Source organism: Paenibacillus sp. TY11, from assembly GCF_059772165.1.
Window position 1 is genome coordinate 266,677 of the sequence record NZ_JCBAIQ010000007.1, and the last position, 24,897, is coordinate 291,573.

Annotated in this window: 24 protein-coding genes and 1 tRNA gene; 2 read left to right on the top strand and 23 right to left on the bottom strand. The window is 46.9% G+C overall.

The window, feature by feature from the left end; all coding sequences use genetic code 11:
- Window positions 1–5 precede the first annotated feature (5 nt).
- Together AC6EJC_RS10270 and nrdR are read right to left on the bottom strand one after the other, a co-directional pair.
- A tRNA-Ala gene (locus tag AC6EJC_RS10270) sits at window positions 6–81 on the bottom strand.
- Window positions 82–212: 131 nt separating this feature from the next.
- Complete coding sequence (gene nrdR / locus AC6EJC_RS10275; RefSeq protein ID WP_013309614.1) at window positions 213–680, bottom strand: transcriptional regulator NrdR; 468 nt, start codon at window positions 678–680, stop codon at window positions 213–215.
- A gap of 105 nt (window positions 681–785) precedes the next feature.
- On the opposite strand from nrdR, the gene AC6EJC_RS10280 reads away from it, so the two are divergent.
- Window positions 786–1,010 carry an alpha/beta-type small acid-soluble spore protein gene (locus AC6EJC_RS10280; protein ID WP_013309613.1) on the top strand — a complete coding sequence of 75 codons (225 nt, stop codon included), beginning with the start codon at window positions 786–788 and terminating at the stop codon, window positions 1,008–1,010.
- A 118-nt stretch (window positions 1,011–1,128) separates the two neighbouring features.
- On the opposite strand, the gene AC6EJC_RS10285 is transcribed toward AC6EJC_RS10280, so the two are convergent.
- The 15 genes from AC6EJC_RS10285 to citZ all read right to left on the bottom strand — a co-directional run bounded on the left by AC6EJC_RS10285 (window position 1,129) and on the right by citZ (window position 18,239).
- Window positions 1,129–1,692: a lytic transglycosylase domain-containing protein gene (locus tag AC6EJC_RS10285; protein WP_444953873.1), complete on the bottom strand. Its 564-nt coding sequence runs from the start codon at window positions 1,690–1,692 to the stop codon at window positions 1,129–1,131.
- Window positions 1,689–2,285 carry a dephospho-CoA kinase gene (gene coaE / locus AC6EJC_RS10290; protein ID WP_444953874.1) on the bottom strand — a complete coding sequence of 199 codons (597 nt, stop codon included), beginning with the start codon at window positions 2,283–2,285 and terminating at the stop codon, window positions 1,689–1,691. The genes AC6EJC_RS10285 and coaE overlap by 4 nt, the downstream gene beginning before the upstream one ends.
- A gap of 11 nt (window positions 2,286–2,296) precedes the next feature.
- Complete coding sequence (locus AC6EJC_RS10295) at window positions 2,297–3,094, bottom strand: MntP/YtaF family protein (protein ID WP_444953875.1); 798 nt, start codon at window positions 3,092–3,094, stop codon at window positions 2,297–2,299.
- A 111-nt stretch (window positions 3,095–3,205) separates the two neighbouring features.
- Window positions 3,206–4,036 carry a DNA-formamidopyrimidine glycosylase gene (mutM, locus tag AC6EJC_RS10300; protein ID WP_444953876.1) on the bottom strand — a complete coding sequence of 277 codons (831 nt, stop codon included), beginning with the start codon at window positions 4,034–4,036 and terminating at the stop codon, window positions 3,206–3,208.
- Between the two features lie 71 nt (window positions 4,037–4,107).
- Window positions 4,108–6,762, bottom strand: a complete 2,655-nt coding sequence (gene polA / locus AC6EJC_RS10305; RefSeq protein WP_444953877.1) for a DNA polymerase I — start codon at window positions 6,760–6,762, stop codon at window positions 4,108–4,110.
- 178 nt (window positions 6,763–6,940) lie between these two features.
- The gene (phoU, locus tag AC6EJC_RS10310; protein WP_444953878.1) at window positions 6,941–7,600 is read right to left on the bottom strand and encodes a phosphate signaling complex protein PhoU; all 660 of its coding nucleotides are present in this window, start codon (window positions 7,598–7,600) and stop codon (window positions 6,941–6,943) included.
- Window positions 7,601–7,636: 36 nt separating this feature from the next.
- Complete coding sequence (pstB, locus tag AC6EJC_RS10315) at window positions 7,637–8,395, bottom strand: phosphate ABC transporter ATP-binding protein PstB (RefSeq protein ID WP_013309606.1); 759 nt, start codon at window positions 8,393–8,395, stop codon at window positions 7,637–7,639.
- A gap of 127 nt (window positions 8,396–8,522) precedes the next feature.
- Window positions 8,523–9,647, bottom strand: coding sequence for a methyl-accepting chemotaxis protein (locus AC6EJC_RS10320; protein ID WP_444953879.1), 1,125 nt, complete (start codon window positions 9,645–9,647; stop codon window positions 8,523–8,525).
- A 159-nt stretch (window positions 9,648–9,806) separates the two neighbouring features.
- Window positions 9,807–10,538: a response regulator transcription factor gene (locus tag AC6EJC_RS10325; RefSeq protein WP_010349065.1), complete on the bottom strand. Its 732-nt coding sequence runs from the start codon at window positions 10,536–10,538 to the stop codon at window positions 9,807–9,809.
- A gap of 128 nt (window positions 10,539–10,666) precedes the next feature.
- Complete coding sequence (pnpS, locus tag AC6EJC_RS10330; RefSeq protein WP_444953880.1) at window positions 10,667–12,469, bottom strand: two-component system histidine kinase PnpS; 1,803 nt, start codon at window positions 12,467–12,469, stop codon at window positions 10,667–10,669.
- Window positions 12,470–12,588: 119 nt separating this feature from the next.
- Window positions 12,589–13,458: an SDR family oxidoreductase gene (locus AC6EJC_RS10335; RefSeq protein WP_444953881.1), complete on the bottom strand. Its 870-nt coding sequence runs from the start codon at window positions 13,456–13,458 to the stop codon at window positions 12,589–12,591.
- Between the two features lie 216 nt (window positions 13,459–13,674).
- A complete protein-coding gene (locus tag AC6EJC_RS10340) occupies window positions 13,675–14,091 on the bottom strand; it encodes a hypothetical protein (protein WP_444953882.1) in 417 nt (138 codons plus the stop codon).
- Between the two features lie 629 nt (window positions 14,092–14,720).
- On the bottom strand, window positions 14,721–15,662 hold the full coding sequence (gene mdh / locus AC6EJC_RS10345; protein ID WP_444953883.1) for a malate dehydrogenase: 942 nt from the start codon (window positions 15,660–15,662) through the stop codon (window positions 14,721–14,723).
- 16 nt (window positions 15,663–15,678) lie between these two features.
- Complete coding sequence (icd, locus tag AC6EJC_RS10350) at window positions 15,679–16,974, bottom strand: NADP-dependent isocitrate dehydrogenase (RefSeq protein ID WP_444953884.1); 1,296 nt, start codon at window positions 16,972–16,974, stop codon at window positions 15,679–15,681.
- Window positions 16,975–17,126: 152 nt separating this feature from the next.
- Window positions 17,127–18,239 (bottom strand): citrate synthase, encoded by a 1,113-nt coding sequence (citZ, locus tag AC6EJC_RS10355; protein WP_444953885.1) that lies wholly within the window; start codon window positions 18,237–18,239, stop codon window positions 17,127–17,129.
- A gap of 345 nt (window positions 18,240–18,584) precedes the next feature.
- On the opposite strand from citZ, the gene ytvI reads away from it, so the two are divergent.
- Complete coding sequence (gene ytvI, locus AC6EJC_RS10360; RefSeq protein ID WP_444953886.1) at window positions 18,585–19,703, top strand: sporulation integral membrane protein YtvI; 1,119 nt, start codon at window positions 18,585–18,587, stop codon at window positions 19,701–19,703.
- Between the two features lie 29 nt (window positions 19,704–19,732).
- Here the strand turns inward: ytvI and AC6EJC_RS10365 are convergent, their stop codons facing one another.
- The 6 genes from AC6EJC_RS10365 to pstC all read right to left on the bottom strand — a co-directional run bounded on the left by AC6EJC_RS10365 (window position 19,733) and on the right by pstC (window position 24,879).
- Window positions 19,733–20,131: an FxsA family protein gene (locus AC6EJC_RS10365; RefSeq protein WP_081276763.1), complete on the bottom strand. Its 399-nt coding sequence runs from the start codon at window positions 20,129–20,131 to the stop codon at window positions 19,733–19,735.
- The gene (locus AC6EJC_RS10370; RefSeq protein WP_444953887.1) at window positions 20,128–20,646 is read right to left on the bottom strand and encodes an acyl-CoA thioesterase; all 519 of its coding nucleotides are present in this window, start codon (window positions 20,644–20,646) and stop codon (window positions 20,128–20,130) included. The genes AC6EJC_RS10365 and AC6EJC_RS10370 overlap by 4 nt, the downstream gene beginning before the upstream one ends.
- A gap of 137 nt (window positions 20,647–20,783) precedes the next feature.
- Window positions 20,784–21,992, bottom strand: coding sequence for a pectate lyase (pelA, locus tag AC6EJC_RS10375; protein ID WP_444953888.1), 1,209 nt, complete (start codon window positions 21,990–21,992; stop codon window positions 20,784–20,786).
- A 208-nt stretch (window positions 21,993–22,200) separates the two neighbouring features.
- A complete protein-coding gene (pstB, locus tag AC6EJC_RS10380; RefSeq protein ID WP_444953889.1) occupies window positions 22,201–23,034 on the bottom strand; it encodes a phosphate ABC transporter ATP-binding protein PstB in 834 nt (277 codons plus the stop codon).
- Between the two features lie 16 nt (window positions 23,035–23,050).
- Window positions 23,051–23,947, bottom strand: a complete 897-nt coding sequence (gene pstA / locus AC6EJC_RS10385) for a phosphate ABC transporter permease PstA (RefSeq protein WP_014280701.1) — start codon at window positions 23,945–23,947, stop codon at window positions 23,051–23,053.
- Window positions 23,947–24,879: a phosphate ABC transporter permease subunit PstC gene (gene pstC, locus AC6EJC_RS10390; protein ID WP_444953890.1), complete on the bottom strand. Its 933-nt coding sequence runs from the start codon at window positions 24,877–24,879 to the stop codon at window positions 23,947–23,949. The genes pstA and pstC overlap by 1 nt, the downstream gene beginning before the upstream one ends.
- Between the last annotated feature and the right edge of the window lie 18 nt (window positions 24,880–24,897).

The window sequence follows — 24,897 nt, forward strand, 5'->3', positions numbered from 1 at the left end:
AATTTTGGTGGAGCCTAGGGGGATCGAACCCCTGACCTCATCGCTGCCAGCGATGCGCTCTCCCAGCTGAGCTAAGGCCCCATTATATGTCAGTGAATCAACTGTTTCAAGCGACTTCTATATCATATAAAATTTCCACCCTTGTGTCAATACTTTTATAAAAAAAATATAATCACCTTCCCACCATGACTCAAGAAAGATACAGTCAGCGATCAGTCGCTGGCTGTATCTTTAGATAACAGTGTTTTCAGTTCCTTCATAAACATATTGATGTCTTTGAACTGCCGATAGACGGACGCAAAGCGTACGTAAGCGACTTCATCCACTGGGTAAAGCTGTTCCATGACCAGCTCACCGATCTGCTGGCTATCCACCTCTGTGGCTGCTGTGTTGCGGATGGCGTTCTCCACCTGGGATACGATCATATCCAGTTGCTCGACAGATACTGGGCGCTTCTCGCAGGCCCGAATGAGACCACGCAGCATTTTATCACGGCTAAACTCTTCACGGCTGCCATCTTTTTTGATGACCATGAGTGGGGTCTCCTCCACCATTTCAAAGGTGGTAAAACGCCTGGCACACTGTTCGCATTCGCGACGACGGCGGATGGACTTGTTATCATTCGCAGGTCGCGAATCCAATACTTTCGTGCCATTGTAGGCACAATACGGGCATTTCATAATCTCATCACTTCCTTTTTCCAATAAATTCCCGAAGCTTTTTAGTAATAATTTTGTCTAAACGGATCATAATATGTTTACCACGTCGCGAGGAGGTGAACAACAATGGCACAAGGAAACAATGGCAACTCCAACAACCTGGTAGTCAGCAGATCCTCCGGCGCTCTGGAGCAAATGAAATATGAAATCGCTCAAGAGCTGGGTATCAGCATTCCTCAAGATGGATACCAAGGTAACATGACTTCCTATGAGAACGGTTCGATCGGGGGGTACATCACAAAACGCCTCGTAACGATCGCCGAACAACAATTGGCAGGTCAATACCAATAATCGCGGTAATAACGCAGAAATAACAAGAAAAAGTGTATGGATGGGCTGCTAAAAACAGCCTGTCCTGCGCTTTTTTCATTTTAAAGCGAAAAGGCTCATATTGTCATTAACTTGTCATTTAAAACTCATCATAAATTTTCGTGTATTGCCTGTAGTAGTAAATGACTCTCTGTACATAATGCCGTGTCTCACCAAAAGGGATTTGCTTAATGGACTCTTCTTTTCCATCCCACACTCCCTTATTCAGCCACTCCTGAACTTTACCTGGCCCTGCATTATAAGCAGCTACGATCGCTACTGGGTTATCCTGAAATTTCATAGACAGGTTATGCAGATACCAGGTTCCCAGCTCAATGTTGGTGCCAGGCTCGTGCTTGACGCTGTCTAGCGGGACCTTTTGAATCTCGGCGCTGTCCATAATCCAATTTGCGGTATTCGGCATAATCTGCATGAGCCCCAGCGCACCCTTGTGTGACTGCTTGCTGGTTTTAAAATTTGTTTCCACGCGGATAATAGACGCCACCAAAAATGGGTCCACTTCATACGTCTGTGAATACTGCCGAATCTCATCCTTATATTGAATCGGATAGAACCAGGACATCCAATTTGAATTGAGGAACAGAATCAGAACAAACCCGACAAACAAAGTGAGCAGGACTCTTTTCTTACGTAAAATATTCATGCAAGTCCCTTTCGCTGCCAAAATTGATCAATTTGTCGTTTCGTCTCAGCCTGTGTTCCGCTATTGTCGATAACGATATCGGCCAAGCTTTTCTTTCGTTCAATATCCATTTGTGCGGACAACCGAAGTTCGGCTTGTTCTTCCGTTAGACCGTCTCTGAGCATCAGACGCTGGAGCTGAACATCACGTGGTACGTATACAACCATAATTTCCTCGTACAAGCTCTCCAGCCCGGACTCGTACAGTAGCGGGATATCTGCCAAAACAAGCTTGTCCGGCTGCTCTCGTTCATATGCTTCCATGCGCAGACGCATTTCCTCACGAATAGCAGGATGTGTAATATCGTTAAGTGCCTGCCGCTGGGCAGGGTCTCTGAATACAATCTCGCCCAGTTTTTTGCGGTGCAGGGTTCCGTCACTGTTCACTATAGCTTGTCCAAAATGCTGTATGACCGCCGCCAGCACCGGATGCCCCGGAAGCATGACTTCCCGGGCAATGGCATCTGCGTCGATCAGCAGCGCACCCTTGGCGACCAAAAGAGCCGACACGGTGCTTTTTCCGGTAGCAATACCTCCGGTTAATCCGATATTCATGCTCTTTCACCTCATAACAGCTTCAATATGCCCATCATAATCAATAATAATGCCGGCAACACACCCAGCGCCTTCATAAATCGAAATGCTGACAGGAAGAAACCTGCCTTCATACCTGCAATCAAAAATGTTCCACTGAATAACGTAATAGCCAGCGCAGTAGACAGTGGCTGAAAACCAAGCATAGCTGCCCCTAATCCCGCTCCGAACGCATCGACCGATAATGCAATACCTAGCCAAACCGCTTCGGTAGCAGATATACTGCCGGAACGGTCCATATCCGCAGCAGACGGGCTCCGAAGAATCCGAATAACAAGCCCCCATTTGCGGAACTCCAGTGAAAATAACGTTCGCTCCTGCTGCTGTAGCTCCAAAGAAGCTTCTGCCGACAGACCTTTTCTTGAGCTAGGGAAAGACTCTGTATCAGCATCCTCTGCACCCTTTTTCTCCGCAAGAACAGATCTGCTCACTGGATCAGCCTGTTCCGTAAGGAGCAGACCCCGAGGGGCTTCCACTGAATCCTCCGTCAAATCCTCCTTGCGGTGCAGAGCTTGAATCAAAGAGTAACAGCCGATACAGATCAGGATGACAGCGCCGAAAACGGTCGTATATACAGGAGACAGGACATGGGATAGTAATGCGCCCAACTGCATGGATATGCCGATCACCAGACCTGAACATACGGAGATGATAGCAATCGACAACAGTGGAATTTTCATTTTGCGCAGACCATATGTAACACCGACTCCAAAACTGTCCAAACTTAGCGCAAATGCCAGTAACAGCAGGGCTCCCCAATGATTAGCCACTCCAATTCCCTCCCATTGCGAAGGCAGGGCCTTACAACAACCGAAACCCTTCGCAGTATTGGTACTTGGAACAATATATGAGAGGGATGGGCTTGGGGTGACTGTGCCTGTTTAGCGCAGAGGCTGGCATACCGGGCAATGATGCGTGCCACGTCCGGCTACGACAGATTTTTCGATCAATGTACCACAGTTAACACAAGGCTTCGTATTACGCCCATAGATTTGCAATTGATGTTGGAAGTCGCCCGTTTTGCCCTGTCCGTTAACGAACGATTTGATGGACGAGCCTCCAACCTGAATCGACGCGCCCAGCGTGGAGACAATAGCTTCATGCAAGACTTGAAATTGGTTATCCGTTAGGTTTTTGGCTGGCTGTGCCGGGTGAATACCCGCCTTAAACAACGATTCATCTACATAAATATTCCCGATGCCCACCACATATGACTGGTTTAACAGCGCGGCCTTGATCGAAGTCGAACGAGTTCCAACAGCGGCACGAAGCATTTCCGGTGTAAAGGCCTCGTCCATCGGCTCCAAACCGAGCTTGTTCAACGGCTTTTCCAGCAAATCCTGTCCTGCCGGAAATAAGTGCATCGTACCAAATTGGCGCACATCCTGATAACGCAGCTCCGTACCATCTTTAAAATGAAAGATGACATGAGTATGCTTTTCCACAGGATCATGTTGTGAATACAATCCATATCGCCCTTCCATTCGAAGATGGGAGACGAGCACCAGCCCGTCCAGCAAAATCCGCAAAAACTTCCCGCGTCTCTCCACTCCTGTAATCCGGTGGTCCGCCAGTTCCATGGCAAAAGCGTGTATATCATCAGGCCGTTGAATGATCCGCGGCAAATTTACGGTCACATGATCTATATGTTTATCGACTATAAGCTCGTTTAGCGTTCGTTTAATCGTTTCTACTTCCGGTAATTCCGGCATGATGTCTTCACCTCACCCTATATTATAACGGAAGCAGCGTCAAATTGGGACTATCTACTCATTGAAATATCTTACTTGGCCTCATACCAATTGCTGCCATAGCTTACTTCGGATTTGAGCGGCACAGCCAGCTTCAACGCGGCTTCCATTGTAGCCGGGACAAGCTCTTTCATCGTTTCCATTTCCTCAGGCGGAACCTCGAACACAAGCTCATCATGTACTTGTAGCAGCATACGGCTGCGAAGATTACGCTCGCGCAGCGCTTCGTCCATCTGAACCATCGCCAACTTGATAATATCGGCTGCGGTACCTTGAATCGGCGTATTCATTGCTGTGCGCTCGGCGAACGAACGCAGGTTGAAATTGCTGGCGTTAATCTCCGGCAAATATCGTCTGCGTTCCAACAGCGTTTTTACGTAGCCGTCCCGCTTCGCATCCTTCACAATATCATCCATGTAACGGCGAACGCCTTGGAACACGTCAAAATACTGGTCGATAAAGCGAGCCGCTTCCTTCCGCGTTATATTTAAATTTTGCGACAGACCATAATCGCTGATCCCGTAGACAATCCCAAAGTTGACCGCCTTTGCGGAACGCCGCATATTGGAGTCCACATCTTCCGCTGGCACACCGAACACATCGGATGCGGTCTTGGTATGGATGTCCATATCGTGGACAAAAGCCTCCTTCAAACGCTCATCATCCGAAATATCGGCCAGCACCCGCAGCTCGATCTGTGAGTAGTCTGCCGCCAAAATAGACCAGCCCGGTTCGGACGGAACAAATACTTTGCGGATTTTACGACCTTCTTCGAGACGAATCGGTATGTTTTGCAAATTCGGAAATTGACTGCTCAAGCGTCCTGTTGCTGCAACCGTCTGCCGGAAATACGTATGCACCTTACCCGTTTTCTCCGAAATTTCTTTAAGCAATCCTTCGACATACGTCGATTGGAGCTTGGCAATTGTGCGGTACTGCAAAATGTTTTGCACAATATCATGATAGGGAGCCAGCTTTTCCAGCACCTCTGCATCGGTCGAGTACCCCGTTTTCGTCTTTTTAATGACAGGCAAGCCCAGTTTATCAAACAAAATCTCACCCAACTGCTTGGGCGAATTCAGATTGAACTCTACTCCGGCAATGCTGTAGATTTCACCCACCAATGTTGCGATCTGGGCTTCAAATTCTTTACCCAAAGCGCGCAGTTCCTCTACGTTCACCAAAATCCCCTGCTTTTCCATATCCGCCAAAATGCGAGACAACGGCATCTCCAGTTCATGGAACAGCTTGTGCATTTCTGTTTTTTCCAGCTCAGCCTGCTGCACGGGTACCAACGCTTCAATCACCGTAGCCTTACGGGCCACATGATCGGACAGTACATCCACGTCAGGAACTTTATATTTAGCTCCTTTACCAAACACTTCGTCGTCTGGACGAATCGAAGACAAGCCATACTTGGCTGCCAACCCGCTCAATGTCTGGTTTGCATCGGTCGGGTCTAACAAGTACCCCGCCAGTTGCACATCAAACTCGGCACCGGCAAACTCAATTCCATGCCAGTGTAAAGCCAAATCCGTACGATGCAGATCATGACCACGTTTTTTGCGTTCAGGGTCAGCAAGCCATTCGCGAATAGGCGTAGCTGCATCACTTTGCAATACATCCAGTGTCATAAAAAACTGTCGTCCCGTTGCGGCAAATATCAGACCTACGATTTCAGCATGATGCGGATTATCACCATGCGTCTCAACATGCAGCACATCTACGTTGTCCAACACTTCTACCAACTCGCTAATCCGCTGCTCATCCAGCACAGTCACGTCAGCCGCGGCTTCCTCTACGTCTACTCCAGCACTGCCAACCTCGCCCGAAAGGGATAAGCGCTCCAGCAAGGATTTGAACTCCAGCTTCGCCAGAGCTGGCCCGGCCGTTTCTGCCTGCAGCCCGCTAAAGATGACATCTTCCAGCTGCTTGTCCAACGTTACGTCCCGATAAATGGTCGCCAAATCCTTGCTCATTCGCGCATCGTCAGCATGTGTCTCAACGCGTTCTTTCATTTTGCCTTTCAGCTCATCCGTATGCGCCAGTACCTCTTCGACCGAACCGTATTGGTGCAGCAGCTTGAGCGCTGTTTTTTCACCCACGCCCGGAATTCCAGGAATATTGTCCGATGTATCGCCCATCAGACCCTTAAGGTCAATAATTTGCAGCGGCTTCAAGCCGTAACGTTCCTGAATCTGCTCAGGTCCGTACGTTTCCACCTCGGTAACCCCTTTGCGGGTCAACCCGACAGTGACATGGTCTGAAGCCAATTGAAGCATATCCTTGTCCCCGGTCACGACCAGCACATTGAAACCCGCTTCGTCCGCTGTCTTGGACAGGGTGCCTATAATATCGTCCGCCTCATAGCCATCCAGTTCAAACTGGGCAATCCCGAAGGCGGTCAATAGCTCTTTCAGCAGCGGAAATTGCTGGGACAGCTCCGGTGGTGTTTTCTCCCGTCCGCCTTTGTAATCCTCGTACCCTTTATGGCGAAATGTAATTTTCCCGGCATCAAAGGCAACCAGAATATGTGTTGGTTTGTGCTCCTCCAAGAGCCGCAATAACATCGTCGTAAATCCGTACACCGCGTTTGTCTGCTGCCCGCTCGAATTCGTTAACGGTGGCATAGCAAAAAACGCCCGGTAAATGATACTGTTACCATCTATAAGCATGAGTTTATCCATTTAGCACCTCGCAAGTTCATCAATGCATTCGTAACGTTCTTACGTTTTACGCATTCCTCTTCCTATCTTAACATACAAGGCTCCTTTTTCAGAAAAAAAACGGTTGTTTCCTAACCAAATTTGCCTTTTGCTCAAAGACAAGTCTGGGTCAGAAACAACCGCTATATACCCGAAAGCTCTACTGGTTCAAATCTGGTCTCTCCCCTGTCACGAGATATACAGTGCTTTCACCGATATTCGTAGCATGGTCACCAATTCGTTCAATGTATCGTCCTACAAGCAGTTGCAGCATGGCTTGTGAAGCCTCCGCCGGTTTTTCTACCATAAAGGCGTACAGATCGCTGATCATGTGGCTGTACATGGAATCCACACGATCATCCTCTTTGGCCATTTTGTAGGCCAGATCTGTATTTTCATCCAAATAGGATTTGATCGCATCGTCAATCATTTCTTTAACAATGGCAGCCATTTGTGGAATATCCACCAGTGGCTTGATCATCTGCTGCCCCTCCAGGCGCAGTGTAACCTTGGCGATATCAAGGGCCAAATCCCCCATCCGTTCCAGATCGCTTGAGATTTTAAACGCAACAATGATCCGGCGTAAATCCTTGGCCACCGGTTGCTGGGTAATAATGAGTTTCGAACCCATATCGAGAATGTTCTCTTCCAGCGCGTTGAGGGATGCATCATTTTTGACCACCTGCTGGGCCAATTCCGTATTTTTGGTCTGCAAACATTCGATGGCTTGGTCGAGCGCCTTCGATACATGTGCGCCCATTTCGCGCAGTACGGCTCTCAGCTCATCTAATCCTTCATCAAAACCTTTTCTGCGAATCATTTCGAAGTCACCCCTCCTGGCATAGTAATCTTGGCTTTAGCCGAATCGCCCGGAAATATAATCTTCCGTGCGGGAATCCTGCGGCGTGGAAAACATCGTCTCTGTGTCGGCCGCCTCTACCACAACCCCGTTCAAAAAGAAGGCAGTTCGACCAGACACACGAGCCGCTTGATGCATGTTATGCGTCACCATGACAATTGTATACGTGTCACGCAGTTCTTGAACCAGCTCTTCAATCTTCATCGTGGAGATCGGGTCCAGTGCAGATGTCGCCTCATCCATAAGCAAAATATCTGGCTGTACAGCAAGCGCCCGGGCAATGCACAGCCGCTGCTGTTGTCCACCGGACAAACTCAGGGCTGAACGCTTCAGAAAGTCCTTGACCTCTTCCCAGAGTGCCGCCTGCCGCAAGCTTTGCTCTACCAATTCGTCCAACTTGTCCTTTTGCCGAATTCCATGCAGACGCGGTCCGTAGGCCACGTTATCATAAATGGATTTGGGAAACGGGTTAGGCTGTTGAAAAACCATTCCCACCTGCTTACGCAGGGTTTCAACTTCCATTGTATCGCCATATATATCCTGACCTGCGATACTCACGGTGCCTTCAATACGAGTGCCCGGTATCATGTCATTCATCCGGTTCAGCGTACGCAGCAGGGTTGATTTGCCACAGCCAGACGGACCGATGAAGGCTGTTACCGTTTTTTCAGGAATATCTAGGTTTATATGTTTCAGCGCGTGAAATTTCTCATAATACAAATTCAGCTTATCAATCCGGATTACGGAATCATTCATTGATTTATGATCTCCTTCGTGTTGCAGTTATGGTCCTCAAGCATTGCACCTGATTTGCACAATATAAAGATTATATAAGCTGTGTGTAAATTCAGTGTGGTGGATTTGTTAACGGTATGTAAAATGATCAAGAACTCAGCATAAGCTCAAGCTCCTTGGCAATTCCGGCTGCATTCAAAGCCGCTTCCTCTGCGGAACGGGCCATTTCGCTGTTTTTGGCTTCTATTTCATCAACAGCCTGCAGTAGTTTGGCAAATGTTTGTGTTCCGGCAGATATAAATTGAGAGCCTGTATGAATCTGCTGCATACTCGCATCGGTCAGTTCAGCGGTGTCACGCAGCATTTGCTCAATATGGGTGAGTAAGCCTGTAATCTGTGCGGAAAAAGCTTTCGTCTGGAGTGACATCTTCCGTACCTCCTGAGACACAATCTGGAAGCCTCGCCCGTGTTCGCCAGCATGTGCCGCTTCAATGGACGCGTTGATCGCCAGCAGTCCGCTGTGATCTGCCAATGCACGAATGGATGAGGCCATGCCCGCAATGTCGTTCAGCGATTGGGTCAGTGCAGTCATCTGCTCATGCTGGCGCTTCATTTGCTCCGTGACTGCACGATAGGAGAGCAGGACATCCTCCAGTTCTACTTTGCCACGGCGGGATAATTCACTCATTGAGCGGGTTAGCCGCACACTGTCATCAGCCTCTTTAGCTGCATCCAGCACGGTCATCTGGATACGCTGGACTCCGTCATAGCTATGCCGAATCACATCGCCCCGATCTTCGTCCGCTTCTCTTTGCATTCGCTGAACGACGGACAGGATATCACGAATCGTAAGTACGCCGAGTAACCGTGTCCCTTCCTTAATCAATAGACAATCGTAAAAACGCTGATCTTCGCGCAGCATCGCCAGTTCTACAATGTCCGATGCCGGGCTTTTCAGATCCACAATTAATGTATCGGGGTCGGCAAATATGGCCGCAGGCTTGTCATAGAACAACGCCGCAGCAAACCTGCCCGTAAAATGGCGATTATACGCATCTCTCATAATAATGCCCAATGGAAGATCATTTTTATCCACGACAATGACACAAGGGATGTCTTCCTGTGTTTTCATAAGTGCCAACAGTTCTTTGCAAGACATATCCGTACCAATGATCGGAACCTCCCGGCATGGCACATAAGTAGTAATCGGCTTGTATGTTTCACGTTCAATCACGGCAGTGGAACTCGGCTGGGTCTTTGGTTCCGTTATCATCGTTCTGAAGTCCCCTTTTTTTAACTACTTGGAGTGACGGGAACATCATATCGGTCATTTGTTGATTCTAACGGTTATTTTTGTTAACGAAATGTAAAATCACGAAATGGACACAACAGTCGCCGAACACTGCCCTGGACAAAGAAAAACGCTCCTCATTTATAACAAATGAGAAGCGCTTCTTTTTTTATTCACAACCAGCTTGTACCCCACTCCGCGGATCGAATCAATATGAACCGAGTCGGGATCAAGCTCCAGCTTTTTGCGTAATGAACTGACGTGTACATCCACTGTCCGTTGACCGCCAATGTAGTCAAAGCCCCAAACGGCATTCATCAGATCATCCCGGGTCAGTACCACACCCGGCTTGCGGGACAAATAGAGAAGTACCTCAAATTCCTTGGGTCTTAAGCTGATAGACTGACCTCCAAGAATGACTTCATATTTTTCAGGGTAAATTTCCAGCTCGCCCAGTTGAATTTTGGAGCCATCTTTCTGATCAGACAACACTCCTTCATCTCCGCCAGAAGTTCTTCGCAGCACAGCCGTTACGCGGGCCAGCAGCTCAGAAACACCGAAAGGCTTCGTGATGTAATCATCCGCACCCGACTTCAGCCCTTGGACAACCTCGGCTTCGCCGTTTTTGGCCGTTAAAATAATGATAGGAGTCGTCAGCCCCTGATGGCGCAGTCTGCTCAGAATGTCCAGCCCGTTCATTCCGGGCAGCATCAAATCCAACAGGATCAAATCGTAGGACTCTCTGGAGGCTTTCTCAAACCCTGCACTGCCATGATCCTCCGTGTCCACTTCGAAACCTTCTTGTATCAAATTGTAGGATAGCAATCTGGCAAGCGTTGGTTCATCCTCAATAACCAGCAAGCGTTGTCCCATAAATAACTTCATCTCCTGTTTACCTGTTAAAGGCGCATTGGTCAAAATTCTGAAATCTTTTCCATACTCATGCGACACCCGTTTATTTTATCACGGCATTGTTAACAGAATGTAAAAAATGTTCTAGTTCATTCTTCCTGTTGCAATAGCGGTAAATCAATCGTAAATGTGGTACCCAATCCAAGCTCGCTTTCCACCGAAAGTGTACCATGATGCAGGTCGACCAAGTGCTTGACGATGGATAATCCCAAACCCGTTCCGCCGGAATTGCGCGAACGTCCTTTGTCCACCCGGTAAAAGCGCTCAAAGATACGTGGCAGATCCTTCTTCGGAATCCCAATGCCTGTATCACTGACTGTAAATACGACCTTTTCCGTGTCATTCTCCCGCTGTATCGTTATAACCTTGATCTTTACCTTGCCGCCATCAAGTGTATAGTTGATGCCATTAGACAAAAGGTTCAGGAAAATCTGCTGAAGCTTATCTTCATCCGCCTCCATAAACAGTTCGTCCGGAACGTCCATGTGTAGCGTGATTCTTTTTTTGGCAGCTACATTGTTCAGTTTTTCCAGCAATGATTCTATGAACGACGAAATATGAACCGGAGAGCAATCCAGCGGGGAACGTTTGGATTCGATTTTGGAAAGCACCAAGATATCGCCGATCAGCCGATTCAGTCGTTCGCTTTCATCATATATAATTTGCAAAAATGAGCGGGCCGTCTCCTCATCTTTTACCCCGCCACCAAGCAACGTCTCGGCAAAGCCTTTGACTGCGGCAATCGGTGTTTTTAGCTCATGAGAAACGTTTGCCACAAATTCGCTCCGCATATTTTCCAACCGTCGAATAGCCGTAATATCCTGTAAAAGGAACAGCATCCCCCGGTATCCACCTTCATCCTCATACATAGGCACACCATCCAGCAAGACGAGTCGTTCCTCTGGATTGTACAAATGCACCTCACCATGCAACCTTTCTCGGCTTTGTATGCTGCCCTCAATCAGCTTCGTCAGCTCATAGTGCTTCTTCAGCTCATGATACGGCTTGTCCGTCACTCTTTTACCCACGACACCGAGCATCCGCTCAGACTCACGGTTTACAAGCGCTATACGCTCACCGGCATCAATCATCAGAATTCCGCCTGTCATATTACTCATGACGCTCTGAAGTAAATCCTCATTGTCACGTATCGTTTTCATTTGGTTTTGGAGGCTGTCAGCCATACGATTAATGGCTTCACCCAGTTGCCCTACCTCGTCCCGGCGCTGTACACCAACCCTTGCGTCATAATCCAGTCCTGAAATGCGGTTGGCTACCCCTGTAATATGTTCAATGGGCGAGGTGAGGCTGCGAGCAATACGATAGCTCACCAATCCAGCAGCAAGAAACAGCAACACGAGTCCAATTCCAATGGCTGTCCAGCCGCGCTGTACTCCCTCCTCTACTGCTTTTAGACTCATGGACAAACGGATATACCCGTCAAAGCCCTTGTCCGACACAACAGGCTCCGCGACGTATAGCATGTTTCGCTGCAGAGTTTCACTGTAGCGTATCGTCCGACCGATTCCTTCCGCCGTGGCTTGCCGAATTTCTTCACGGGATGCATGGTTTTCCATCTTGCGTGGATCACTTAACGAATCACCCACCACCGTTCCATCCTTACGAATGAAGGTCACCCGCGATTCCGTCAGATGGGCAATTTCCTTCGCCTTTTGAGAATAGTAGGAGACGTAATCCGTACTGGACAGGGCATCTGCATTAACAAAAGGGAATGTAGCGCGTAGCAGGTCGATCTCTCGTCCCATGTTCTCCTCTAGCACCTTCATATTCGAATTTTTAAAAATTTGTCCCATAGTGATTCCAGCAGCAAGGACAGATACGCCAATCAAAATCAGCATGATCAGGGTAAGCCTAAAACGAAACGATTTCATAAAATATGCCCATCCTTTGGTTGAGTTAAGTCCATTCTACAGGCTACCTTCATTATGTTCCACTGTGAACAGAAAAAAAGGCCAGGGCATAACACTGCCCCAACCTTTCCCTTATCCTCTTATCCGTTTATAACTTCACCGCCGTTGATATGAATGACCTGCCCGCTTACATAAGAAGAATCGTCTGAAGCAAGGTACACATAGGCTGGCGCTAATTCTTCCGGCTGACCCGGACGCTTCATCGGCTGCGCTCCACCAAACTCGCTGACCGTCTTGGCATCAAATGTAGACGGGATTAGCGGTGTCCAGATCGGCCCCGGTGCTACAGCATTCACTCGAATACCTTGTTCCACCAAATTGAGTGAAAGAGAACGAGTAAATGAAGTTATTGCCCCTTTGGTGGATGAATAATCAATGAGCGTCTTGTTGCCAGCGTACGCGGTAATCGACGTTGTGTTGACGATAGCGCTCCCTTTCTTCAAATGTGGCAATGCCGCTTGCGTGAGGAAGAACATACCGAAAATATTCGTACGGAAAGTGCGCTCCAACTGTTCTTTGGTGATATCCTCCAGCTTTTGTTGTGGATGCTGCTCTGCCGCATTGTTCACGACAATGTCGAGCTTGCCCAGCTCGTTAACCGTCTGTTGAACCGCTTTTTTGGCAAATTGGTCATCTCCGATATCGCCAGGAATCAACACGCATTTGCGTCCCTCCTGCTCTACCTGACGTTTTGTTTCTTCCGCATCCTTATGCTCATTCAAGTAGATGATAGCTACGTCCGCACCTTCTTTGGCATACGTGACAGCTACAGCCCGTCCAATTCCACTGTCCCCACCAGTAATAAGTGCAACTTTACCTGTTAGCTTTCCAGCGGCTTTGTAAGTTGGTTTTTCAAACTGGGGTGCAGGCGACATTTTGGACTCAATCCCCGGTTGCTGGTCCTGATGCTGTGGGGGTAAGGTTTGCTGAGGTTGATTACTTTTAGGCATTGTACATTCTCCCTTCAAAATCAGATATTTTTTTAGGATGCAACATTTGCATCCACTCTACTCCTGATTTACCACACAAAGTTATCCGTTAAACGAAAAAGGAAAAATGTAGTTATTTGAGCGCACAAAAAAACGGCCTATGCTTTTCAGCACATACCGTTTTTTTCAATTTAGCATTTGTCATCATTCGATTACAGGCTCTCACCAAATGAATAATTAAATAATATGGCTGTATACCATTAAAAACGTAATTAAAATCAGGAATACGGCAAGCAGCGTACTGAACATTCGCATTTTGCCAGCGTATTGCGTAATAGGCTGTTGGCTACGAATCGCTTCCAGCGACAGCCGTAACGGCTTACCCATGGATCCCGCGATACCAGAAATGGCGAGAAACAACAGCAAAACGACAACGATCCATGCTACCGAATAAGAACCCCAGGCAAAAATCATATAGATACCGCTAACAAGCACTAGGATCAGTGCAAATTGAGCCAAACGGTTCAATAGCTGAACAGCCGATATCGTTCCCTCCTGCACGCTAGGAGCCAATTTGTCGATTTTGCCCACAACGAAGGGGAGCAATAAATAAAAACCCATCGCCAGTGATCCAATAATGTGAATAAAAAACATTCTTTACAACCTCCATTTCTTTGTTTTCATACAAACTCTTTTTCCATAGAACGATCATATTCCAACGAGTAGACTACCATCATTTCAGTGTTTTGGGACATGCTTTTCTATGTTAGGATTTTGCAAAATTCGATTTCAGTCGCTCCGAAATGCAAGATATAGCCGAACTAAACCATTTCGATCTATATCTTGTTCATTGGAAGTCGCTTATTGGATTTTTGCAAAATCCTCATGTAACTATCAATGCATATAAACTCTATTATACCGGGGAAACGGGTCAAAGCAAAGAGGTGGCGGGGTGCAGGTTTCAGCTTGGCTGGGTGCTGGGGAGAGGCTCCGCGAACGGAACGTTGCTACCATCGCTGTTGTCTCCGAATTTTATTGAATATATTTTATAGGGTATAAATCCGGAGACAAAGGCGAACGCTTACGCTTGTCCGCAATCGTTCCGTCCACTCCGCTGGTGCCAGCAAATCCAAGCTGAAATTTTCAACATTAAAGGAATAAGGAGGAAAACGAATAGATTACTTATATTCTGTTTATAAGTAAAAGAGGTGTCCGGCGGCCATGACTATGGCTTGGGGACACCTCTTCAAGTAATAGTATACCGTTTTAGTAGATAACCGAACTTACACGGTAACTATTTTAATTACATTGCGTACGGATTCGGCGGATTGATCGAGCGCTGCTTTTTCTTCGGCTGTCAATTCCAACTCGAACACTTTTTCGATGCCATTGCCTCCAAGAAGTGTTGGTACGCCAAGGAACAAGTCCTGATAGCCGTACTCTCCCTCCAGGTAAGCAATGACCGGAATAATCCGTTTTTTATCTTTTACAATCGCTTCTGTCATTTGTGCAAGCGAGGCTGCCGGAGCATAATATGCGCTACCATTACCCAACAGGTTAACGATCTCTCCACCGCCGACACGTGTCCGTTGTACGATCGCTTCGATACGTTCCTGAGAAATCAGGGTTTCGATAGGAATACCACCGACGCTGGAATAGCGTACCAGTGGCACCATATCATCACCGTGACCACCCAAAACGAAACCGCGCACATCTTCGACGGAAACGTTCAATTCTTGTGCAATAAAGGTACAATACCGTGCTGTATCCAGCACACCCGATTGGCCAATAACCCGATTTTTCGGGAAACCCAGCGTTTGGTATGCAGTATAGGTCATAGCATCGACCGGATTACTCAGAATAATGACGATAGAATCCGGTGCATACTTCTTCACGTTCTCACACACGGATTTTACAATTCCTGCGTTCGTATTTACCAAATCATCACGGCTCATACCCGGCTTACGTGCAATCCCGGCTGTAATAATGACGATATCCGAGTTGGCTGCATCCTCGTAATTAGAAGTGCCTGTGACCTGGCTGTCAAATCCCTGTACCGGACCGGCCTCCAAAATATCAAGCGCCTTGCCTTTGGTCGGATTCTCTAGTTGCGGAATGTCGATCAGTACGATATCCCCTAGCTCCTTTTGAGCCAGCAGCAATGCGGTAGTGGCACCGGTAAAACCGGCACCAACAATTGATATTTTTTTACGTTGAATGGTCACGTGGCATTCCCCTTCCTTACAGGTTACTAATAATGGTATCTGCGAACTCGGAGCATTTCACTTGTGTAGCGCCATCCATCAGACGGGCAAAGTCATAAGTTACAATCTTCTTATTAATGGACGTCTCCAGTCCTTTGTAAATCAGGTCAGCTGCTTCTTTCCAACCCAAGTGTTCAAGCAGCATTACGCCAGACAGAATTACGGAACCAGGGTTCACCACGTCTTTGTCAGCATATTTTGGCGCTGTGCCATGTGTAGCTTCAAAGATGGCATGCCCCGTTACATAGTTAATGTTCGCACCTGGCGCGATACCAATTCCACCAACTTGGGCAGCAAGAGCATCGGACAGATAGTCCCCGTTCAGGTTCAGCGTAGCAATAACATCAAATTCGGCGGGACGAGTCAGCACTTGTTGAAGTGCAATGTCAGCAATCGCATCCTTGATAATGATTTTGCCTGCATCTTCAGCTGCTTTTTGAGCTGCATTTGCCGCATCCTCACCGTCTTTTTCCTTGATTACATCATATTGAGCCCAAGTAAATACTTTATCTGCAAATTCTTCCTCAGCCACTTCATAACCCCAGTTTTTGAAGGCACCTTCGGTAAATTTCATAATGTTGCCTTTGTGTACGAGCGTTACGCTCTTGCGTCCGTGGTCAACAGCATACTGAATAGCTGCCCGTACTAGACGCTTTGAACCTTGGGAGGAAACTGGCTTAATTCCGATACCAGAAGTTTCAGGGAAACGGATTTTGTTCACACCCAGCTCTTGTTGGAGGAACTGAATAACCTTTTTCACGTCTTCGGACCCTTCAGCATACTCGATACCTGCGTAGATATCTTCTGTGTTCTCACGGAAAATAACCATGTCTACCAACTCAGGACGTTTCACTGGAGACGGAACACCGTTAAAGTAACGAACAGGACGCAGACATACGTATAAATCCAGTTCTTGACGCAATGCCACATTCAAGGAACGGATACCACCACCAATTGGTGTCGTAAGTGGACCTTTAATGGCTACAATATACTCACGGATGGCTTCCAAAGTATCGTTAGGCAGCCACTCGCCGTATGTATTGAAAGCTTTCTCACCAGCGAATACTTCATACCAGGCAATCTTTTTGCTGCCGTTATATGCTTTTTCTACAGCTGCGTCCAGTACGCGCTTGGAAGCTTTCCAGATGTCGCGACCCGTACCGTCACCTTCGATAAACGGAATTACCGGATGGTTCGGAACCTTTAGTTGACCGTTATCAATCGTAATTTTTTCGCCTTCAGTTGGGAGCTCAAACTTTTCAAATTTCGCCATAAGTTCCTTTTCCTCCTCAGATATGAATGGGTACAGGACGAAAGACGTGATCTTTATCATAGACAAAAAACTTACATCTCTCGTCGTCCCCTCTATTGTACCTTATTTTTTAAAATCAGGGTATACAACCTCAATCTTCCTTCAACAAGGGATTAGCGCAATTCTGGTGACACATATTTTTGATCAGTTGGACCTGTATATTCGGCACGAGGACGAATCAGACGGTTATTTTCATACTGCTCTAAAATGTGTGCGGTCCACCCGGATACACGACTCACAGCAAAAATAGGTGTAAACAGGTCTCTCTTGATACCCAGTTGGGTATAAACAGAGGCAGAATAAAAATCCACATTTGGCTTCAAGCCTTTTTGTCCTGTTACAATTCCCTCAATTCGAACTGACATATCAAACAACGTAGTGTCGCCGTTCATTTCACCCAGCTCGCGGGACATTTTGTGCAAGTGTTTGGCACGCGGATCACCGTTTTTATAGACACGGTGTCCGAAGCCCATGATTTTTTCGCGGTTATCCAGTTTGGCCTGAATATATGAGTCCACCTGATCCAAACCGCCAATCTCCTCCAGCGTTTTGGCAACGGCCTCGTTGGCCCCACCATGCAACGGTCCTTTTAAAGCCCCAATGGCAGATGTGATCCCGGAATAAATATCCGACAATGTAGCTACCGTTACACGCGCAGCAAAGGTCGAAGCATTCAATTCATGATCGGCATGCAGCACGAGAGCCTGGTTGAACGCTTTAATAGCCGTCTCCTCCGGATCCTTGCCAGTAAGCTGATACAAAAAGTTTTCAGCAATGGAAACACCTTTTTTAGGCGCAATTGGCTCCAAGCCCTCGCGTATACGTGCTATGGCTGCCACAATGGTGGGCAATTGCGCCTGAAGCTTGACGGTTTTAGTCACATTGGACTCTCTGGACATATCATCCGCCTCTGGGTCATACAAAGCGAGAGACGATACAGCTGACCTCAGGGCAGCCATCGTGCTCAAATCTTTCGGGTACAACTTTAATTGAGTAATAATTTCATCCGGAATAGCAGCGTATTCGCTTAACTGGTTGCGAAGCTCCTGCAATTGCGCTTGATCAGGCAATTTTCCAAACCACAACAAATAAGCTACCTCTTCAAAATCGGCGTTAACAGCCAAATCATCAATGTTATAACCCCGGTACGTGAGAACGCCATCTACGATAGAGCTTATGGAGGAAGTGGTCGCTACGATCCCTTCCAGACCTTTAGTCGCTGTCATCGTTACATCTCTCCTTTGTAAAAACATTGTGAACGGACTTGCAATGTAAACATTTTCAAAAGTAAGATATGCCTTTTAAATAGCTGAGTAATGTTAACGCCATATGTCAATATTTAAACCTTCTTTCACTATACTGGATTTTGTCGTTTATGTGAACATTCAAGGCTATTCCAACACATTCAAATGTTTTATCGCTTCTATAAAGAAATTTTTGAAACCCCTTACAAAATATATTAGTCCATTTGCACTTTTTTACACAGGTCTTGTCTCACCCCCTTCCCGCATATGTATAGTAGAACACTTATTTTGTGGAATACCATCGTAAAAGAAAGGAGCCGTGAGAGCTTGAGCCGGTTAATCCTGAATCGCATATTTCGCGCACTATGGGTCGCAATCGTGATTGTAGCTCTGTTGCTGGGCATATATGTGCTATTTCCTCTCGTCTATCCCTTCCTGTTCGCCTGGCTTGTAGCCTATGCCATGAATCCACTGGTTGGTTTTCTGCGTAACAAGGCCCGTATGCCACGTTGGATGGCTGTCACGGTCTCATTATTTGTATATTTAGGCGGAATCGCAATTATTCTGTCTGCGGCAATCACCCGCATTGTCCGAGAAGTTATTAAGCTGGCCATGACTTTTGACGGGCATATCGAGCGTTTTAAAAGCCTGTTTATCGATTGGACTCAAAGCGATTTGATTCAAAATGTAATTATTGAAATTAACCATTTTATTCGGGATAATCCGGATTACCAACATACCATTAACAGTAATATTGATAAAACAACTCAAACAGTCAGTTCGGCTGTCACTACGCTAGTCGCCCAATTTTTTAATGGAGTTTTGAACTTGCTGACCTCTCTGCCTAATATGGGTGCAGTGCTAATGGTTATTGTATTAGCGGCCTTTTTTATTAGTAAGGACTGGGACCGACATAGTCGGATGCTCTCAAATACGGTTCCTGATACGATTCGCAAGCCCTTGTCGGATATATGGCACGATCTGCGTAAAGCACTGTACGGCTATTTGCGAGCACAGTTTATCATAATCTCCATTACGGCATTAACGGTCATTGTTGGACTGTTCATATTACGTGTGGAATCCGCCTTTACCATCGGTTTGATGATCGGGCTGGTGGACTTGCTGCCTTATTTAGGGGTTGGCATCGTGATGATTCCGTGGATACTGTATGCATATATGTCAGGTAATTTGGCACTAGGGGTAGGATTGTCGATCCTATATATCATTCTGTTGGTTGGACGGCAGATCGTGGAACCTAAGGTGTTGGCCAGTAGCGTGGGCTTGAACCCGCTTCCCACCCTCATTGGTATGTTCATCGGGCTCAAGCTGTTTGGCGTTTTAGGACTGATTATCGGACCTGTATCATTCATTGTCGTTGATGCACTGAATCGCGCGAATGTCATTCAGGACTTGCGCAACTATATTCTCGCCGGAAGAGTCCGTTAGATCATAGATAGGAAAAACGGCAGCTCACGTCAAAACCGCCGAAACGTAATACTGCCGTTTTTCATTTTTTTCTCCAGCCACTTCAATAAAAAACGTCGATACAACACTCGTGTTAAAGGGAACACCAACGTAAAACCAATAATATCTGTTAAAAAACCGGGGATAAGCAGCAAACTCCCACCGAAAAAGACACATAATCCATCCAGCATTTTACGACCAGGCATTTGTCCACGGTTCATTTCATTTTTTGCATCGGCAATTACCTTGCGACCTTCAAATTGCATCATGGCAGCCCCAATCAGGGTTGTCAGAATGATGAGCAGAATCGTTTTCCCCGCTCCAATCCAGTGACTTACCCATATAAACCCGTACAGCTCCGCCAAAGGAATGAGCAGCAGCAACAGCCATAGACGTTTACGCATCATCATGACTTCTGTCCCTCCTCGCCTGTAAAAGCAGACCTTAATGCAGTGTACAGCTCAGGTAGCGCCTGATCCAGTCGAACGGGCTTCCATTCGGTATTCACCCATACGTGGCGTGTCGTCCCTGTGACGAGCAGCTCTCCCGGCAGCGTGTCTGCCTGCGTCCATACCTTTCCAACATACCTTTGATGCTCATCGTCCGTTACCCGTCGAACCTCATAGGTATAGTTTAGACGTAGTCTGGAGAAGTCCGTAATAGCGGTATAAATGGTAATTAAATCATCATATCGAGCAGGACTCGCATATTTCGCATTGATTTCAATAACTGGCAGCAAAACTCCTCGTTCCTCCATGCTCCGATAGTTAAAGCCCGCCTGCCGGATCATTTCGGTGCGCCCGATCTCAAACCAGTTCAAATAATTTGCATGATACACGACCCCCATCTGGTCGCTTTCCTGATAACGGACGCGTAGCGATGCGCCATACCAGCGTAATTCCGTTTGGTTCTCCTCTTGAGTCATACAAGCTCTCCTATCTTTGTGCATCTTTATCTCTATTTTACCCTCTCTCCATTAAACCATATTTACAGCCCGGGAACAAAAAGAGGGCCGAGCCGAAGCGGCTCTACCCTCTCAAATCATTTATAATGATGGCTTTATTATTTAGGCAACGGCTTGGACAATTTGTAATATCCGCTTTCCGAAGCTGCAATCAACAGACTTTTCGCTTGACTTCCTGCCCAAGCATAACCGAGTCGTCTCTCCTCACTAATTTTCATGATGTCCGTATACTTTTTGCCATCTCGGTCTGAAAAGAAATACTTATTGTCTTCCACATTGTAGAAACGATACCACATTACGCTCGATGCGTCCTTTTGGAAAAACTCTGGACCTTGACGATTGTATTTGATACCATCGATCCGGTTAGCGTCTAACCATTTCAAGGCGCTTTGAGCTGCTTTTTTCACCTCAGCCGTTTGCGGTTGAGACATCAAGAAGGCCGTGATACCTACCGATTCCGTAGTTGTTTTGGAAGGAAGCTCAAATGCTCGGGCCGCAACAGATGCATAAGTAACCGGATCATGCTGTGCCCCCCAGATCGTCGGTGTGCCATTGTTTACAATTTGAGATTTAAGCGTATATTGTACGCCTTTATTAAGGGCCTGCTGAAGTCTGGAGCGATATGTATTGTCCAGAATATCGCTATCAAACGGCTGCTTCTTGTTCACAATATCGTCAGCCAGAACCATAACTCTAACCATCGCATCATCGTTGTAAGTTACGGCATCAGAATAATTACCACGTTTAGGGTATACTTGCGGCCAGCCACCGGAGGAATATTGAGAGGTTAGAACGAAGTCAACTGCTTTTTGGACACTGTTCTTAATGTCTTTATTTTTTGTTTTTTTGTATACATCCGCCAAAAAGCGAATTTCGGTTGTTGTGGCCTCGTTATCAAACGTTCCCAGTTCTACACCATCCTTGCTTTTCCATGTAGATCGTGCAGCTTTGCCATCCCATTTGGATTTATAATTCTTTTCCATAGCTTTGAAGAATCCGCCATGTGGCAATTGCCACGATACGATATTCAAGGCCAGTTTGGTATCTTCGGATACGTCGCCCGTAGAAAATTTGCTGAAATCACGATACTTGTCCAGCAGACTGCTCGCACTCGCGCTAGCGAATGGAACAACAGAATTACTATAAATGGCCGTATCACCGTACACTGCTTGGGTAACATTCGCCCCCGTATCAGTTGCATCCTGCTGCGCTGCTGCCCATGAAGGGTTAACAAGTCCCGTTGTTACCGTAATCGCCATTCCTGAAAGGGCGATCCATTTGACAGATGCTTTAACATTGAACCTCATTCCGAACCTCTCCTTTAATTTGATTGTGGCGCTTCATAAACTATTAAACACATGTATTATATGAAAATATACCCAAATAATCAATATATTTTATTATATACAAATGAAAGAGTTTACTAAATTAATAAAAAAATCCTCTTACTAATGCTGGATTAGTAAGAGGATTCTACGTACAGCTTATATAAAATAAGTCGATGAGCAGCACCGCTTACCCAAACCGACCCATGATGTATTCCTGAGTCAGTTCATTTTCGGGATTCGTGAAAATATCGTTCGTTTTCCCATGTTCAACCAGACTTCCGATATAAAAATAAGCAGTATAATCAGAAATCCGAGCAGCCTGCTGCATATTGTGCGTCACAATAACGATGCGCAGTTCTTTTTTCAATTCAGTAATGAGCTCTTCCACCTTGCCTGTAGACACAGGGTCCAGCGCTGATGCTGGCTCATCAAGCAACAGAATTTTGGGTTGAACGGATAGTGCACGTGCAATACAAAGCCGCTGCTGTTGCCCACCAGACAGCGCTAGAGCGGAATCGTGAAGGCGATCCTTGACCTCATCCCATAATGCCGCTTTACGCAGGCTGCTTTCGACGATTTCATCAAGCTGCTTTTTTTTGCGCACCCCCCGGTATTTGGGGCCGAAGGCGATATTATTATAAATGGATTTGTAAAAAGGGTTGGGACGTTGCCACACCATGCCAATTTGCTGTCGCAGCTTGATCACGTCTGTTCCCGGCGCGGTCAAATCCTGCCCGTCCATCCAAATGTGCCCTGTTGTAGAGGAAGACGCAATCTCATCATTCATCCGGTTAAGGGAGCGCAAAAAGGTTGATTTTCCACAGCCGGAAGGCCCGATCAAGGCGGTCACTGTCTGCTCAGGAAAGGCCAAATTTACTTTTTTCACGGCCTCAAAGCTTCCATAATAAATACTCAAATCCTCGGTACTGAACGGGTGCGGAGGTTGCCCCGCAAGCTGTTCCGAATGTGTAGATTGTACGGTTGTAGCCGGTCTTGCTGTTCGCGTAATGACTTGTTCCATGTTTCCCATCCCCTTTCTAATCCATTCGTTTGGCAGCTGTCAGGCGACGGTATACAACTCTTCCGAACCATCTTGCAATCAAGTTGAAGGCAAGTACAAGCAGCACCAGTACCGCGGAAGCGCCTGCGGCAATATCTTTGGAATCAGGAGCAATACCTTCACTATTGACCTTCCAAATATGAACGGCCAATGTTTCAGCTGGTCGCATCGGATTAATAGGCGATCTGGCATGCAATGGATTCCAATCGGTAAAATCAAGCGGCGGCGTACTCATCCCTGCTGTAAACAGCAAAGCAGCGGCTTCCCCGAAAATACGGCCTGCGGCCAAGATGGTACCCGTAATCAAGCTTGGCAGTGCAGCTGGCAGCAAAATGGAGGTGATGATCTTCCACTTGGACAATCCGAGTGCTAGTCCGGCTTCCTTTTGCTCCTTCGGCACAGCCCGGAAAGCCTGTTCTGTCGTACGAACCATCAGCGGCAGGTTGAATACCGCCAGGGCTAAGGCACCTGACAACAGGGAAAAGCCAAAATTAAACGTATTTACGATAAGCAATAGTCCGAACAATCCAATGACGATAGACGGGAACGAGGACAATACTTCGACGACAAGTCGTATGAAGTCCGTAATTTTCCCCGGCTTTGCATATTGCGCCATGTAAATACCGGCACCCCAGCCAATCGGAATGGTGATAATCAAAGTTAAGATCAGCAAAAATACAGAATTAAATAGTTGCGGGCCAATGCCCCCACCTGCACGTAATGTTTGGGGAGCACTGGTTAGAAAGTCAAAGGAAATGTGACTTACTCCGCGTGCCAAAATGAATCCCAATAATCCCACCAAAAGTGCAACAATGAACAAGGCGAAGAAACAGATTACAAATGTAGCGATCTTGTCGGTCGTTTTAGCTTTCATCAAACCCGGTTTCTCCTTTCAAGCAGCCTTACCAGCAGCACGAAAATGAATGTCATGAGCAGAAGAACAAGCGCCATGCTCCAGAGAGCATTGTTATGAACCGAGCCCATGGCTGTATTGCCCATGCTAAGTGTAATGACGCTGGTCAAGGTCGAAGCGGATTCCAGCAAGGAATGCGGTACGTGTGGAGCATTCCCGATCACCATCTGTACAGCCAACGCTTCCCCGAAGGCACGAGCCATACCGAGAATAATTCCTGTTAAAAGAGCAGGCAGTAACGTCGGAATAATAACACGGGCAATCGTCTGCCAGCGGGTAGCACCCAAAGCATAAGAGGATTCACGCAGCCCCCCCGGCAAGGAAGACAACGCATCCGCCATAATACTTGTAATTGTTGGCAAAATCATAACCGACAACACAAGGCAGCCTGCCAGAATACCGATGCCTTGTCCCCCAAACACGTTCCGCAGCAGCGGGACGATCACGGTCAAACCGACAAAGCCATATACAACAGACGGAATACCGGATAATAATTCAATGGCAGGCTGAAGGATACGTTTACCCGATTTCGGCACAATTTCCGTCATAAACAAAGCCGCGCACAAACTAAGCGGACTGGCGATTAAGGCCGCCAGAATGGTTACGGCAAAAGAACCTGTAATAAACGGAAGCGCGCCGAAGGACTTGGGTTCGCCATCCGGGCTCCATTTGGTTCCAAAGAAAAACTCTCGCAGACTGACTCCATTCACCGCAAATGTAGCTACACCTTTAGAGGCAACAAAATATACGATGGAGACAATGACTGCAACTAAAAAAACGACACAAACCGACGTATAAATGCGGCCGGTCCATTCTTCCCAGTAATGTCTTTCTTTCATAACTCGGGATCGTTTATTCTGTTCCATGTATGCCTTCCCTTCAATTGGTTCCATACTGTAACTCCTTTAACC

Coding starts and splice junctions, on each gene's coding strand:
- nrdR (WP_013309614.1), bottom strand. CDS start 680: ATGAAATGCCCGTATTGTGCCTACAATGGCACGAAAGTATTGGATTCG.
- AC6EJC_RS10280 (WP_013309613.1), top strand. CDS start 786: ATGGCACAAGGAAACAATGGCAACTCCAACAACCTGGTAGTCAGCAGA.
- AC6EJC_RS10285 (WP_444953873.1), bottom strand. CDS start 1,692: ATGAATATTTTACGTAAGAAAAGAGTCCTGCTCACTTTGTTTGTCGGG.
- coaE (WP_444953874.1), bottom strand. CDS start 2,285: ATGAATATCGGATTAACCGGAGGTATTGCTACCGGAAAAAGCACCGTG.
- mutM (WP_444953876.1), bottom strand. CDS start 4,036: ATGCCGGAATTACCGGAAGTAGAAACGATTAAACGAACGCTAAACGAG.
- polA (WP_444953877.1), bottom strand. CDS start 6,762: ATGGATAAACTCATGCTTATAGATGGTAACAGTATCATTTACCGGGCG.
- phoU (WP_444953878.1), bottom strand. CDS start 7,600: ATGATTCGCAGAAAAGGTTTTGATGAAGGATTAGATGAGCTGAGAGCC.
- pstB (WP_013309606.1), bottom strand. CDS start 8,395: ATGAATGATTCCGTAATCCGGATTGATAAGCTGAATTTGTATTATGAG.
- AC6EJC_RS10320 (WP_444953879.1), bottom strand. CDS start 9,647: ATGATAACGGAACCAAAGACCCAGCCGAGTTCCACTGCCGTGATTGAA.
- AC6EJC_RS10325 (WP_010349065.1), bottom strand. CDS start 10,538: ATGGGACAACGCTTGCTGGTTATTGAGGATGAACCAACGCTTGCCAGA.
- pnpS (WP_444953880.1), bottom strand. CDS start 12,469: ATGAAATCGTTTCGTTTTAGGCTTACCCTGATCATGCTGATTTTGATT.
- AC6EJC_RS10335 (WP_444953881.1), bottom strand. CDS start 13,458: ATGCCTAAAAGTAATCAACCTCAGCAAACCTTACCCCCACAGCATCAG.
- AC6EJC_RS10340 (WP_444953882.1), bottom strand. CDS start 14,091: ATGTTTTTTATTCACATTATTGGATCACTGGCGATGGGTTTTTATTTA.
- icd (WP_444953884.1), bottom strand. CDS start 16,974: ATGGCGAAATTTGAAAAGTTTGAGCTCCCAACTGAAGGCGAAAAAATT.
- citZ (WP_444953885.1), bottom strand. CDS start 18,239: ATGACAGCGACTAAAGGTCTGGAAGGGATCGTAGCGACCACTTCCTCC.
- AC6EJC_RS10365 (WP_081276763.1), bottom strand. CDS start 20,131: ATGATGATGCGTAAACGTCTATGGCTGTTGCTGCTGCTCATTCCTTTG.
- AC6EJC_RS10370 (WP_444953887.1), bottom strand. CDS start 20,646: ATGACTCAAGAGGAGAACCAAACGGAATTACGCTGGTATGGCGCATCG.
- pelA (WP_444953888.1), bottom strand. CDS start 21,992: ATGAGGTTCAATGTTAAAGCATCTGTCAAATGGATCGCCCTTTCAGGA.
- pstB (WP_444953889.1), bottom strand. CDS start 23,034: ATGGAACAAGTCATTACGCGAACAGCAAGACCGGCTACAACCGTACAA.
- pstA (WP_014280701.1), bottom strand. CDS start 23,947: ATGAAAGCTAAAACGACCGACAAGATCGCTACATTTGTAATCTGTTTC.
- pstC (WP_444953890.1), bottom strand. CDS start 24,879: ATGGAACCAATTGAAGGGAAGGCATACATGGAACAGAATAAACGATCC.